Source organism: Bradyrhizobium sp. DN3 (genome assembly GCF_041357655.1).
Taxonomy (GTDB): Bacteria; Pseudomonadota; Alphaproteobacteria; order Rhizobiales; family Xanthobacteraceae; genus Bradyrhizobium.
The window spans coordinates 457160-468935 of the sequence record NZ_JAULLN010000001.1 but is presented as its reverse complement, the minus strand read 5'-3'; the positions used below and the strand labels follow the sequence as shown (position 1 = coordinate 468935).

The 11776-nt window shown below is 65.0% G+C and carries 11 protein-coding genes; 3 read left to right on the top strand and 8 right to left on the bottom strand.

The window, feature by feature from the left end; all coding sequences use genetic code 11:
• Positions 1-94 precede the first annotated feature (94 nt).
• Positions 95-1048 carry a hypothetical protein gene (locus tag AAE027_RS02070; RefSeq protein WP_370985011.1) on the top strand — a complete coding sequence of 318 codons (954 nt, stop codon included), beginning with the start codon at positions 95-97 and terminating at the stop codon, positions 1046-1048.
• A gap of 66 nt (positions 1049-1114) precedes the next feature.
• A complete protein-coding gene (locus AAE027_RS02065) occupies positions 1115-1813 on the top strand; it encodes a cysteine hydrolase family protein (RefSeq protein WP_370985012.1) in 699 nt (232 codons plus the stop codon).
• A gap of 27 nt (positions 1814-1840) precedes the next feature.
• Here the strand turns inward: AAE027_RS02065 and soxA are convergent, their stop codons facing one another.
• From soxA to AAE027_RS02030, 7 genes are read right to left on the bottom strand one after another with little or no spacing between them, the layout of a single operon-like run.
• Positions 1841-2620: a sulfur oxidation c-type cytochrome SoxA gene (soxA, locus tag AAE027_RS02060; RefSeq protein ID WP_370985013.1), complete on the bottom strand. Its 780-nt coding sequence runs from the start codon at positions 2618-2620 to the stop codon at positions 1841-1843.
• The gene (gene soxZ / locus AAE027_RS02055; RefSeq protein ID WP_370985014.1) at positions 2617-2934 is read right to left on the bottom strand and encodes a thiosulfate oxidation carrier complex protein SoxZ; all 318 of its coding nucleotides are present in this window, start codon (positions 2932-2934) and stop codon (positions 2617-2619) included. The genes soxA and soxZ overlap by 4 nt, the downstream gene beginning before the upstream one ends.
• Positions 2934-3401, bottom strand: coding sequence for a SoxY-related AACIE arm protein (locus AAE027_RS02050; protein ID WP_370985015.1), 468 nt, complete (start codon positions 3399-3401; stop codon positions 2934-2936). Before AAE027_RS02050 ends, soxZ begins: the two co-directional genes overlap by 1 nt.
• 8 nt (positions 3402-3409) lie before the next feature.
• On the bottom strand, positions 3410-3856 hold the full coding sequence (gene soxX / locus AAE027_RS02045; RefSeq protein ID WP_370985016.1) for a sulfur oxidation c-type cytochrome SoxX: 447 nt from the start codon (positions 3854-3856) through the stop codon (positions 3410-3412).
• A complete protein-coding gene (locus tag AAE027_RS02040) occupies positions 3849-5120 on the bottom strand; it encodes an FCSD flavin-binding domain-containing protein (protein ID WP_370985017.1) in 1272 nt (423 codons plus the stop codon). The genes soxX and AAE027_RS02040 overlap by 8 nt, the downstream gene beginning before the upstream one ends.
• Before the next feature lie 54 nt (positions 5121-5174).
• Positions 5175-7361: a xanthine dehydrogenase family protein molybdopterin-binding subunit gene (locus tag AAE027_RS02035; RefSeq protein ID WP_370985018.1), complete on the bottom strand. Its 2187-nt coding sequence runs from the start codon at positions 7359-7361 to the stop codon at positions 5175-5177.
• An 11-nt stretch (positions 7362-7372) separates the two neighbouring features.
• On the bottom strand, positions 7373-7822 hold the full coding sequence (locus tag AAE027_RS02030; protein ID WP_128935233.1) for a (2Fe-2S)-binding protein: 450 nt from the start codon (positions 7820-7822) through the stop codon (positions 7373-7375).
• 339 nt (positions 7823-8161) lie between these two features.
• Here AAE027_RS02030 and AAE027_RS02025 point away from each other — a divergent pair, with 339 nt between their 5' ends.
• Positions 8162-9766: a B12-binding domain-containing radical SAM protein gene (locus AAE027_RS02025; RefSeq protein WP_370985019.1), complete on the top strand. Its 1605-nt coding sequence runs from the start codon at positions 8162-8164 to the stop codon at positions 9764-9766.
• Positions 9767-9782: 16 nt separating this feature from the next.
• On the opposite strand, the gene AAE027_RS02020 is transcribed toward AAE027_RS02025, so the two are convergent.
• The gene (locus AAE027_RS02020) at positions 9783-11171 is read right to left on the bottom strand and encodes an MFS transporter (RefSeq protein WP_370985020.1); all 1389 of its coding nucleotides are present in this window, start codon (positions 11169-11171) and stop codon (positions 9783-9785) included.
• Positions 11172-11776: the final 605 nt, after the last annotated feature.

Below are 11776 nucleotides of genomic sequence, written 5' to 3'. Positions count from 1 at the left end.
AATTGTGACAGTCAAAAGCATGCGTCGGCGAAGTCAATATCGCTGGCCGCATCCGTGGCGCTCCTGCTAGTCATGGCTGCTTGTGGAGAACACCATGGCTGCAAACGCATTCGACACCGAGATCACTGAGACGGCCGAGGTCCTGATCGGGCCGTGGCGCCGGCCGCGCCAGATGCTGCAAGCGCAAACTTACGACGCGCACGCCTCGATTCATGACGACGCCACCGCGCAGAAGCTCGGCTTCAAGGGCGGCACCATCGAGGGGCCGACGCATTTCAGTCAGTTCGCACCGCTCGGCGAACGGCTGTGGGGACGCGCCTGGTTCGAAACGGGGTGCCTCTCCGCGCATTACCGCAGCGTCTGCTACGAGGGTGAGGAGGTGCAGGCGATCCTGTCGAAGCCGCTGCCTGCTACCCGCCAATGCCAGATCCAGATGGTCAAGCGCGATGGCACCGAGGTGCTGCGCGGCACAGCCTCGGTCGGCGAGCCGCACGCAGCGACCGCGCTCGAGGCGCGCCTTGCCGAGCTCAAGCCGCTCACCGATCCCGTGATCCTGCGTGACGTGAAGGTGGCGCAGACGAGCAGGCGGCAAACGGTGCATATGGCCTTCGACCAGACCATGGGCGACCTCTATCCGTTCTCGCTCCGGCAAAAGCTCGCCGTGATTACCGAAAACTCGCCGTATTATTCCGGCGCCGACAATCCGTGGAGCAAGCCCATCATCCCGATAGAGATGCTGAGCGTGCTGTTCCAGTACCGCTCCAAGGACGATCCGCTGCCGGCCAAGGGACCGGCGGTCGGCCTGTTCGCCGATCAGGAGATCAGGCTGGTGCAGGGGCCGCTCTTCGTCGACGAGGATTACGAAGTGGAGCGCGAGGTGGTCGCGCTCTCCGGCAGCCGTCGCACCGAAAGCGCCTGGGCCAAGACGCGCGTGTTCGACAAGGCGAATGCGCTGGTCGCCACCATGCTGCTGAACATGGCGACGCTGAAGGAGTCGTATGCGCCGTATGAGGACGAGTATCGGCGGCTGTACGGGACGGGGCGGTAGGGGCCGAGCGGTGGCACGGCGCTTGCAGAAGTTCCAGCAAAGGGTGTTCTCGCAAGGATTGGCATCATGCTGAACTCAACCAAGCCGACAGGGAGCGTCATCAGCGCCGAGCCCGAGCCGATCAGGCTCGACTGGCCCGCCACCGCGCTTCTCATCATCGACATGCAGCGCGATTTTCTCGAGCCAGGCGGCTTCGGCGAGACGCTGGGCAATGACGTCAGCCAGCTCGGGCGCGCGGTGAAGCCGATCGGCGCGGTGCTGAAGGCCGCGCGCGACACCGGCATGCTGGTGATCCACACCCGGGAGGGCCATCTGCCTGACCTCTCCGACGCGCCGCCGGCGAAGGTCGAGCGCGGTGCGCCGTCCTTGCGCATCGGCGATCTCGGCCCGATGGGCCGCATCCTCATCCGCGGCGAGGCCGGCCACGACATCATTCCTGAGCTCTATCCGCTCGACAGCGAGATCGTGATCGACAAGCCGGGCAAGGGCGCGTTCTACGCCACCGAGCTCGGCAACGTCTTGGAAAAATACGGCATCGAGAATTTGCTGGTGTGCGGCGTCACCACGGAAGTCTGCGTCAACACCACCGTGCGCGAGGCCAATGACCGTGGCTATCGCTGCGTCGTCATCTCCGACGGCTGCGCATCCTACTTTCCCGAGTTTCACGAGATGGGCCTGAAGATGATCAAGGCCCAGGGCGGTATCTTCGGCTGGGTGGCTAGCTCGGCCGCAGTCCTGGAGGCGATGAAGGCTTTGACGGCTTAGACGACGGCCAGTCCAGGCCGTTATAGCCTACGGCCGCACCGCTGGCGTCTCGATCGGCAGGCCGCGCGCCCGCGACATCAGATAGAGTTCGAGCGCGACCAGCTCGGGCGAACCGTAATCATAGGCTTGGGCGCGCACGCCAGTCATGCAGCTGCGCAGCCGTCGCTCCAGCGAACCCAGCGTCTGCCATTCCAGCCGATACAGCGGATAGCCGGTCGGCTGTCCCTGCGTGATCGGCGCGCCGGCAAGACGTTTGTCGAAATTGTCGTCATGGCAATTGGCGCAGGCGAGGTTGAGCTGGCCCTCGCGCTGCATGAATAGGTCGCGACCCTGTTCGATGAAGGGTTTTACCTGTGGATCGTCGCCAGCGGTGATCGCAACGCCGCGCGACTGATGGGCGACGAAAGCGGACAACGCCAGCAGGTCGCGGCCCTCATAGGGCAGCGGCGTCGCCTGCTGGTGATTGCCGCGGCAGAGGTTGATGCGCTGGTCGAGCGTGACGGGACGGCCGAGCGCCTTGTCGAAGGCGGGATAGCGCGCCGCGACGCCTTTCATGCTGCTATGTGCATCGCCATGGCAATCTGCGCAGGACTTCTCCGCACTGCCGGTCTTCTTTCCCCACAGTGCCTGACCGTCGAGCACGAACAGCATGCCCGGATTGGACGTATCATCATCCTGCATCGCGCGCGTGTCGGGTCCCATGAAGGAATAGCCGGAGCGGCGCGCCTCGGGCGGGATTTCACCTGCGAGGAGGGCAGGGGCCGTGGCGGTCAGCGCCGCCACCACTATCGCGCGCCAAGACTTCATTCGACGATGATCGATGCCGATGCGGTGGACGAATAGCCGTTGTCGCCGATCCATTCGAACTCGAACTTGCCGCTCTCCTCGGCGACCGTGAAAAAGGACAAATATGGATTCGCGGCGATCGCCGGAAACAGATCGGCGCGAAAGATCTCGGCGCCGTTGTAGCGACAGCTGAAGCTCGTGATGATGTCGCGCGGCACCAGCTTGCCGTCCGAAGTGTGGCGGAAGCCGGTCTCCATGATGTGCGAGGTCAGCGTGCGGATCTCGATGATCTCGCCGCGCTTGGCCTTCGAGGGAACATTGATGAGGGCGGCCATCAGTTCATCTCCTCGGTGCAGGCGGCCAGCGTCACGACGACGTCGGCGGCGACCTGCCAGAAGCTGTCGTCGGACAGGCGCGCGATCGCCACCACCTTCTGGCTGTCGGCGAGCCGGATCCGGGTCGAGACCTGGGCCCGGCCGGAGGCGGGGCCGAGATGGAAATTGCCGATGTTCGGCTGCGGGTTCTTCTCGTTGAAGACGTGGATGCTCTTGACGTAATCGTCCGCGGTCATCGGGCTCGCGACGCTGACCGTCATCGGCACCGTGTTGCCGTTTTCGACCAGCGGCGGAATGTCGAGCTTCACCCTGCCGGTGCGAATCTGCGCTTCACCGACGATGTTGCGGATCGCGGTGGTGAGCATCGCCGGCGTCGCCTCGACCGGTCGCAGCGTGACGATCGGGATCGCGCCGGCGACCGTCACGCTGCCGGCAAGGCTCAAGAATTGGCGTCGCGTGGTTGGCATGATCAGTCCTAGTCCCGAAGCGTTGCAAGAAAGGCCACGATGTCCTCGATCTCCGCAGCCGATAATATCGGCTTGCCGGCGAAACTGCGTCCAACACGCACGAGGTCATCCTTGCGATAATACGAGGGCATGATGGTCTCCGCGTTGAAGCGCGACGCATCGACCAGCCGAAGCCGTAACTGGCTCGCCGTCCACCGGTTCCCGGCGCCGGTGAGATCGGGCGCAAGATCACCTTGGAAACGCGTTTCCGGGAAGGGACCGGAGTGGCAGAGGATGCAAGTCGTCGTGCGCGCCAGCACCAGCGCGCGTCCGCGCGCGGCATCGCCCGGCGAGCCCGTGAGCGATTGAGGAATGCCATCGCCAACGATCGTGTAGGGGACGAGCTCATCCGCATTCGCAGCGCAGGCGAGGCTTGCGATGATCAGCGCTGCGATATGGACGGATGCGTTAGCCAAAGGTGTCCGCCGTGATGGTTTGAAACCAGTGCTCCGCCTCGGCCGCCTCCCGGACGCGCAGCTCGCGCGGGGCATCGACCGGGCTGGTCGCGCCGCCTTCGACCTCGGCGAAGATGTCGCCTTTCGGCTGGTAGTTGCCGGCAAGCGAAAAGCCGTAGCCGGGTGCGACGGTGGTGTAGCAGACGCCTGTCAGTCGCGGCGCTTCCGGCGTGCGGCCCGCGAGCAAAGCGATGATCGCGGCGGCGCAAGCCTTGCCTTGCGCGCTTGCAGCGGAAGCCGATTTGGGAATGCCGCCGCCAAGGCAGGCGTCGCCGATGACGTGGATGTCCTTGACGAGCTTCGATTCGAAAGTGACGGGATCAATCGGGCACCAGCCGGTGGCATCCGCAGCGCCCGCGATCTCGGCAATGCGCCCGGCGCGCTGCGGTGGAATGACGTTGGCAACGTCCGGGGTGTAGTTGCCAAACTCGGTAACGATGGTCCCGGTCGCGGGATCGACCGAGGTGACGCGGCCGCCTTGCGACAGCGCGACCCGCTCGATCATGTCGCCGTAGAGCTCTTTCCAAGCTCTCTCGAATAGCCGCTGCTGGGAGAAGGCGTCCTTGGCATCGAGGATCAGGACTTTCGAGCGTGGCTTCGTGGTCTTGAGATAATGCGCGATCAGGCTGGCGCGCTCGTAAGGTGCCGGCGGGCAACGCGAGGGATTGGCCGGGATCGCAATCGCGACCGTGCCACCGTCCGCCATCGCCTCCAATTGCCTGCGCAGCAGCAGTGTCTGCGGACCAGCTTTCCAGGCGTGGGGCATCTTTTCCGACGCAGCGTCGTCGTAGCCGGGCAGAGCTTCGACATGGAAGTCAATGCCGGGCGAGAGCACGAGACGGTCATAACCAAACGCTTCGCCGTCGGCGGCCGTCACGCTGCGCTTTTGCGTGTCGATGGTCGTCGCAGCCTGAGCGACGACGCTGATGCCCTCGGCGGCGAGCTTGTCGTAACCGAACTGCTGCGCTTCCATATCGCGCAGGCCCGCGATCACCTCGTTGCTGAGGGGACAGGAGATGAAGGTCTTGTTCGGCTCGATCAGGGTCATCTGCAATTTCGCGTCAGCGCGCTTGAGTGCGCGGGCGCAGGCCGCGCCGCCAAAGCCGCCGCCGACCACGACAATGCGGCCCGCCGATTGCGCGCGCAGGATCGAAGGTGCGGCGAGCGATGTGGCCGCGGCGGTGATGCCGAGGACGGCATTCCGCCGTGTCACCGGCGCATTCATGAGACTTGTCCGGAAAAATGCCGCGGCTGCCGTTGTGGCAGCCGCAGCGCTCTCTTAGGCGAAGGTGATGTTCTGGTCGCGCAGTGGCACCGAGCGGATGCGCTTGCCCGTCGCCGCGAAGTAGGCGTTGAGCACCGCGGGCGCCGCGACGCCGATGGTCGGCTCGCCGACGCCGCCCCAGAACCCGCCGCTCGGCACCATCACCGTCTCCACTTTCGGCATCTCGTTGATGCGCATCGAGTTGTAGGTGTCGAAGTTGGTTTGCTCGATCTTGCCATCCTTGACTGTGCAGCCGCCGTAGAACAGCGCCGAGAGGCCATAGACGAAGGAGCCCGCGATCTGCCGCTCCACCTGCGCCGGATTGACAATATAGCCGGGATCGGTGGAGGCGACGATGCGATGCACCTTGATCTTGCTGCCGTCGGTCACCGAGATTTCGGCGGCGCCGGCGACGTAGCTGCCATAGCCCATGACCTGCGCGATGCCACGATACACGCCCTGCGGCGCCGGCGTGGTCCAGCCGATCTTCTCGGCCACGGCATCGAGCACCGCGAGGTGTTTGGGGTGATTGCCCATCAGATTGCGGCGGAATTCGAGCGGGTCCTGGCCAGCGGCCTGGGCCAGCTCGTCCATGAAGCATTCCATGTAGATGGCGTTGTGATTGACGTTGACGCCGCGCCAGAAGCCGGGCGGAACGTGCGGGTTACGCATCGCATGCTCGATCAACAGGTTCGGCACCGAATAGCCGAACGCGGCCTCGCCGGATTGAGCGACGCCCTGGAATGCCGCCGGATCCATGCCGTTCTGCAGCGCTTCGGGGCGCAGCGAGAACAGGATCGACTGCCCGGACAGGCGGTAGTGCAGCGCGACCAGATTGTTGTTGGCGTCGAACGCGCCGGTCATCTTGCACTGGGTGATCGGGTGATACCGGCCGTGCGCCATGTCCTCTTCGCGCGACCACAACAGCTTGATCGGTGTGCCCGGCATTTGCTTGGCGATCATGACCGCCTGACGGACATAGTCGGTCTGGCCGCGCCGGCCGAAGCCGCCGCCGAGCATCACTTTGTGCACGTCGCACTTTTCCGCCGGCAAGCCCGACGCCTCCAGCACCGCCGCGAAGGCCGCCTCGCCATTCTGCGTGCCGCACCAGACCTCGCATTTGTCCGCCGTGTAGAGCGCGGTGGCGTTCATCGGCTCCATCGTGGCGTGGTTCTGGTAGGAATAGCTGTAGACCGCCTCGATCTTCTTGGCGGCACCGGCGATCGCGGCCTTCGCGTCGCCGTTCTTGTTGCCGACATAGGCCGGCTGCGCGTCGTCGAGGCCTTCAGTCAGCCATTTCGCAATCGACTCGCTGGAGACCTTGGCGTTGTCGCCCTCATCCCAGACGATCGGCAGCGCCTCCAGCGCGGTCTTGGCGTGCCACCATGTGTCGGCAACGACGGCGACCGCGGTGTCCCCGACCTTGACGACCTTCTTGACGCCCTTCATGCCGGAGATCTTGGCCTCGTCAAAACTCTTCAGCTTGCCGCCGAACACCGGGCAGTCCTTGATCGCGGCATTCAGCATGCCCGGCAGCTTGACGTCGATGCCGTAGGTCATGGCGCCGGTGGTCTTGTCGGCGGTGTCGAGCCGGTTCACGCCCTTGCCGATCAGCTTCCAGTCCTTCGGATCCTTCAGCTTGACGTCCGCCGGCGGCGTCAGCTTCGCCGCAGCCTCGGCGACCTTGCCGTAGGTCGTGGTCTTGCCCGAGGGCGTATGGGTGATGACGCTATTCGCGGCCGTACATTCGGATGCCGGCACTTTCCACGCGTCGGCGGCGGCCTGGATCAGCATCACGCGCGCGGTGGCGCCGCCCTTGCGGACATAGTCTTGCGAGGAGCGGATGCCGCGGCTGCCGCCGGTCGAGAAATCGCCCCAGACACGCTTGCGGGCGACGCTCTGGCCGGGCGTCGGATATTCGGTCGTGACCTTGGTCCAGTCGCATTCGAGCTCCTCGGCGACGAGCTGGGCGAGGCCGGTCAGCGAGCCCTGGCCCATCTCGGAGCGGGCGATGCGGATCACGATGGTGTCGTCGGGCCGGACCACGACCCAGGCTCCGATCTCGGGCGAGCCGTCGGCGGCGCGGACCATGGCGGGGCCGCCGAAAGGAATGTCAAAGCCGATTGCGAGACCGGCACCGACCGCGGCCGTGCCGATGACGAAGGCGCGGCGGTTGAGCCGCGGCGAAACATGCTTGTTCATGTGGGATTTCCTTACGCGCTTGCGATCGTGTGGATCGCCTCGCGCACCTGCTGGAAGGTGCCGCAGCGGCAGATGTTGGTGATGGCCTCGTCGATGTCGGCGTCGGTCGGCTTCGGCTTCTCGTTCAAGAGCGCCGCGACCGCCATGATCATGCCGCTTTGGCAATAGCCGCATTGCGGCACGTCCTGGGCGATCCAGGCTTCCTGCACCTTGTGCAGCGAATTTCCGGATGCGAGCCCTTCGATCGTTGTGATCTTCTTGCCCTCGGCCTCGCTGACCGAAACGCCGCAGGAGCGCATCGCCACGCCATCGATGTGAATCGTGCAGGCGCCGCATTGTGCGATGCCGCAACCATATTTGGTGCCGGTCAGGCCGGCATTCTCGCGGATCGCCCAGAGCAGCGGCGTATCCGGCTCCACGTCGAGTGTGAAGGTTTTTCCGTTGATTGTTAGGTTTGCCATCGCAAGTCCCCTGATTGGCCCAATCCACCGATTGAACTCAGCGGCGGAATGTGTCCGGCAAACTGGAACTGTTCAAATCAACAGTCCGCGGGATGGCCGGGATGCATGGCCCTCCTGCTTGAAAGTATGGACCGGAGCGTTGTTTTGCCTCATCCCTTCTCAATCGATTCGGGTTGGCGCCTCTTCCGCGGGCGCCAATCCACGGCTTGAGGCGACGTCCGGCCGTGAACGCCGGTTCCGGGCCGGATCGCCGCTGCACAGCGGCGACAGTTTGTCCCTTTTGCCGGGGTGCAAGACGCAGGCGCTTTGATACACTGCGCCGCCGCCAACAGGAGTTCCATGAACGTGCCGAGTCCCTGCAACGTGCTGATGCTCTACCCGCTGTTCTCGGCGGAGTCCTTCTGGACCTTTGGCGAATCCTGCAAAGTGTTGGGCGTCAAGCGCCCGGCCGCCCCTTTGGGGCTGATCACCGTTGCCGCGATGCTGCCCGAGAGCTGGACGGTCCGGCTGATCGACTGCAACACGGCGCCGCTCAGCGACGACGACCTCGCCTGGGCCGACGTCGTCTTCACCGGCGGAATGCTGCCTCAGCAGGCTGACACGCTGCGCCTGATCGAGCTCTGCCGCGCGGCTGGCAAGCCGGTGGTGGTCGGCGGTCCCGATCCCACCTCGAGCCCCCACATCTACGAGCGGGCCGACTTCCGGGTGCTCGGCGAGGCCGAGAGCGTCATCGACCAGTTCATCGCGGCCTGGGACAGCGGCGCGCGGTCCGGCGTCTTCACCGCGCCGAAGTTCCAGGCCGACGTCACCAAGACGCCGGTGCCGCGTTTCGACCTGCTCAAGTTCGACGACTACCTCTATCTCGGTGTGCAGTATTCCCGCGGATGTCCGTTCACCTGCGAGTTCTGCGACATCATCGAGCTCTATGGACGCGTCCCACGGACCAAGACGAACGAGCAGATCCTGCGCGAGCTCGATACGCTCTACCAAATGGGCTACCGCGGCCATCTCGACTTCGTCGACGACAATTTCATCGGCAACAAGAAATCGCTGCGGCTGTTCCTGCCCCAACTCGCCGAATGGCAGCGCGCCCACGGCTATCCGTTCGAATTCTCCACCGAAGCCTCGGTCAACCTCGCCGACGATCCGGAACTCTTGGAGCTGATGGGGGCGGCCAATTTCTTCGGCATCTTCGTCGGCATCGAAAGTCCGGATCCGGCAACCCTGGTCGCGATGCGGAAGAAGCAGAACACACGGCGCAACATCGCCGAGAGCATTCACAAGATCTACGCTGCCGGCATTCTCGTCACCGCGGGTTTCATCGTCGGCTTCGACAATGAGAAGGTCTCGATGGCGGAGTCCATGATCGAGTTCATCGAGGAGGCGGCGATCCCCGTCAGCATGGTCGGCCTGCTCTATGCCTTGCCGAACACGCAGTTGACGCGCCGCCTCGAGCGCGAAGGCCGGCTCCACCAGGGCCACGATGTGGCGCCGACCATCGGCGCCGATCAGTGCACGGCCGGGATCAACTTCGATCCGGTACGTCCGCTGCGCGACATCCTGATGGACTACAAGCGGGTGCTCGAGCACATCTACAGCCCGGCAGCCTATGCAGGACGCGTCGACCGTTTGATGACGCTGCTCGATCGCTCGCGGCAGCGCCACGAGCTCGCGGAAGGCGATATCCGCGCCAAGCTCGGCGCGATGGAGACGGTGCACAAGGTGGTCAGTGCCCTTCCCGAGGCGCGCGGACCGCTGTGGCAGACCTTCATGAACTGCGCCAAGCGCGACACGTCATCGGCGCGCATCGCCGTGCAGATGATCGCCGCCTACGCCCATCTTGGGCCGTTTTCGCGCAAGGTCATCGCTGCCATCGATGAGCGCCTGGCGGCGCTGGACAACGAAACCGTCGCTCCGGCGACTGTCGACGTGACGGCGGCCTGACGTCTGGCTTGAGAGCTTACTTCACCGCCAGTCGCAGGAAGCTCATCACGCTGCCGAGCGCGGCAAAGCCTGCGCCGAGCGCCAGCGCCAATGTCGCGCCGTCGTGGCCCGCGAGTGCGAAGCAGGCTGCGGCGAGCGCGGCGCCCGTGGTCTGGCCGGTCAGGCGCGCGGTGGCGACGATGCCGGAGGCGCTGCCGCTGCGATGCGGCGGCGCGCTCGACATCACCGCCTTCATGTTCGGTGCCTGGAAGAAGCCGAACCCCATGCCGCAGATCACCATCCGCCAGATGATGTCGGCAATGGCGGGATTGGTCGGCAGCATCGCGAGCAGCGCCATGCCGAGGCCGAGCAGCACGAGGCCGATGCCGCCGAGCAGGCCGACCGCATGGCGGTCGGACAGGCGTCCGGCGATCGGCGCCATGATGCCGACCACCAGCGGCCACGGCGTCATGAAGAAGCCGGTCTCGACCTGCGAGCGCCCGAGCACGTCCTCGAAGTAGAACGGCAGCGAGACGAAGGCGAGGCCCTGCACGGCAAAGGAGCACACCGCCGTCGCCGCCGACAGTGCGAACATCGGCCGGCTGAACAGGTCGATCGGCAGCATCGGCGCGGGATGGTCGGCGTGGCGGCGCGTCAGGATGAAGCCGAAGGCGAGGGCCGAGACCAACTCGATGCCCACGGCCACCGGCGACAAATTGTGGGCGGCGTTGCCAATGCCGGTGATGAACAGGCCGAGGCAGGCCGACGCCAGGATCGCGCCGAGAAAATCAAAGCCGTGATCGGCGCGCGGTGTCTTCGGCAGCATCGCAAAGCCGATGCCGATCGCGACTAGGCCGAACGGGATGTTGACGGCGAACAGCCACGGCCACGGGCCGAGCGCGAGGATGGCGGAGGCGATCGAGGGTCCGAAGGTGAAGGCGGTGGCCACCACGAGCGCGTTGTGGCCGAAACCGCGGCCCAGCATCCGGCCCGGATAGACGAAGCGCACCAGCGCCGTGTTGACGCTCATGATGCCGCTGGCCCCTAAGCCTTGCAGCGTGCGCGCGACGAGCAGGCTGTCCAGCGACCACGCCACCGCGCAGAGCAGCGAGGCTACGGTGAACAGGATCAGGCCGCCGAGATAGATGCGCTGGTGACCGACGATCTCGCCGAGCGCCCCGAGCGGCAGCAGCGTCGCCACCAGCGCGATCTGATAGACGTTGACGACCCAGACCGATTGCTCCGGCGTGACATGCAGGTCGGCGGCAATCGCAGGCAGGGCGATGTTGGCGATCGCGGTGTCGAGCGAAGCCATCGCCAGCGCGGTGAAGATCGCCGCGATGGCCCAGCGCCGCTGCGCGGCCGGCAGGCCATCGGACGTGGTGTGATCGGGCTCGCGCGCCGCGGCAGGTAACGTGATTGTCATTCTCTTATTGTCATTGCCTGGCGCGTTGCTCCGGCGGCGTGGCCAAAAGGGGCTTTCGGCATGTACTACGGCCGGGCGGCCTGCCACAGAGACAAGCACGCATGCGGTGTATGCGCGCCGTCCGCGGCTATGCGCTCAGACAAAAAGTGCGAAAACAACCCCATGCACAGTAGAGATGGGCTTGATCGATAAGGGATTTTCAAACTGCGCTGGGATGACACCCGTCGTCGCCGCGACGTTGACACGTCGGGCAAAACACCGGCAAAATGCTATGCTGCCAACGAGGGGTCACAAGGCCCGCATAGGTTCGCTTGAATGCGCTATGTCCGCTTCGCGAGCAAGTTCAGCATCCGCTCATCTCATCGCCACGCGCCCGACTGACCGGATGCTCGCCGTCGTCAACTGATTCCGACGACGTCAGCTCGTCGAGCTTATCGCGCCACCTCTCGCCGGTGTCGTCCAGGGCAGCATCGGCGCCGAACCTGATCGCAAATCGTCACTTGTCTTCGGTCGATGCCGCCGCGATCACCCGAGGTGCGGGCCTGCCTGTTATCTCGATTGTGATGTGGCCGAACCGCACATCTACTTCGCCATCAGCCTATGAA

What these genes read in the sequence shown, in the direction of transcription:
- AAE027_RS02070 (WP_370985011.1), top strand. Translation starts at nt 95, where the DNA reads ATGGCTGCAAACGCATTCGACACCGAGATCACTGAGACGGCCGAGGTC.
- AAE027_RS02065 (WP_370985012.1), top strand. Translation starts at nt 1,115, where the DNA reads ATGCTGAACTCAACCAAGCCGACAGGGAGCGTCATCAGCGCCGAGCCC.
- soxA (WP_370985013.1), bottom strand. Translation starts at nt 2,620, where the DNA reads ATGAAGTCTTGGCGCGCGATAGTGGTGGCGGCGCTGACCGCCACGGCC.
- soxZ (WP_370985014.1), bottom strand. Translation starts at nt 2,934, where the DNA reads ATGGCCGCCCTCATCAATGTTCCCTCGAAGGCCAAGCGCGGCGAGATC.
- AAE027_RS02050 (WP_370985015.1), bottom strand. Translation starts at nt 3,401, where the DNA reads ATGCCAACCACGCGACGCCAATTCTTGAGCCTTGCCGGCAGCGTGACG.
- AAE027_RS02040 (WP_370985017.1), bottom strand. Translation starts at nt 5,120, where the DNA reads ATGAATGCGCCGGTGACACGGCGGAATGCCGTCCTCGGCATCACCGCC.
- AAE027_RS02035 (WP_370985018.1), bottom strand. Translation starts at nt 7,361, where the DNA reads ATGAACAAGCATGTTTCGCCGCGGCTCAACCGCCGCGCCTTCGTCATC.
- AAE027_RS02030 (WP_128935233.1), bottom strand. Translation starts at nt 7,822, where the DNA reads ATGGCAAACCTAACAATCAACGGAAAAACCTTCACACTCGACGTGGAG.
- AAE027_RS02025 (WP_370985019.1), top strand. Translation starts at nt 8,162, where the DNA reads ATGAACGTGCCGAGTCCCTGCAACGTGCTGATGCTCTACCCGCTGTTC.
- AAE027_RS02020 (WP_370985020.1), bottom strand. Translation starts at nt 11,171, where the DNA reads ATGACAATCACGTTACCTGCCGCGGCGCGCGAGCCCGATCACACCACG.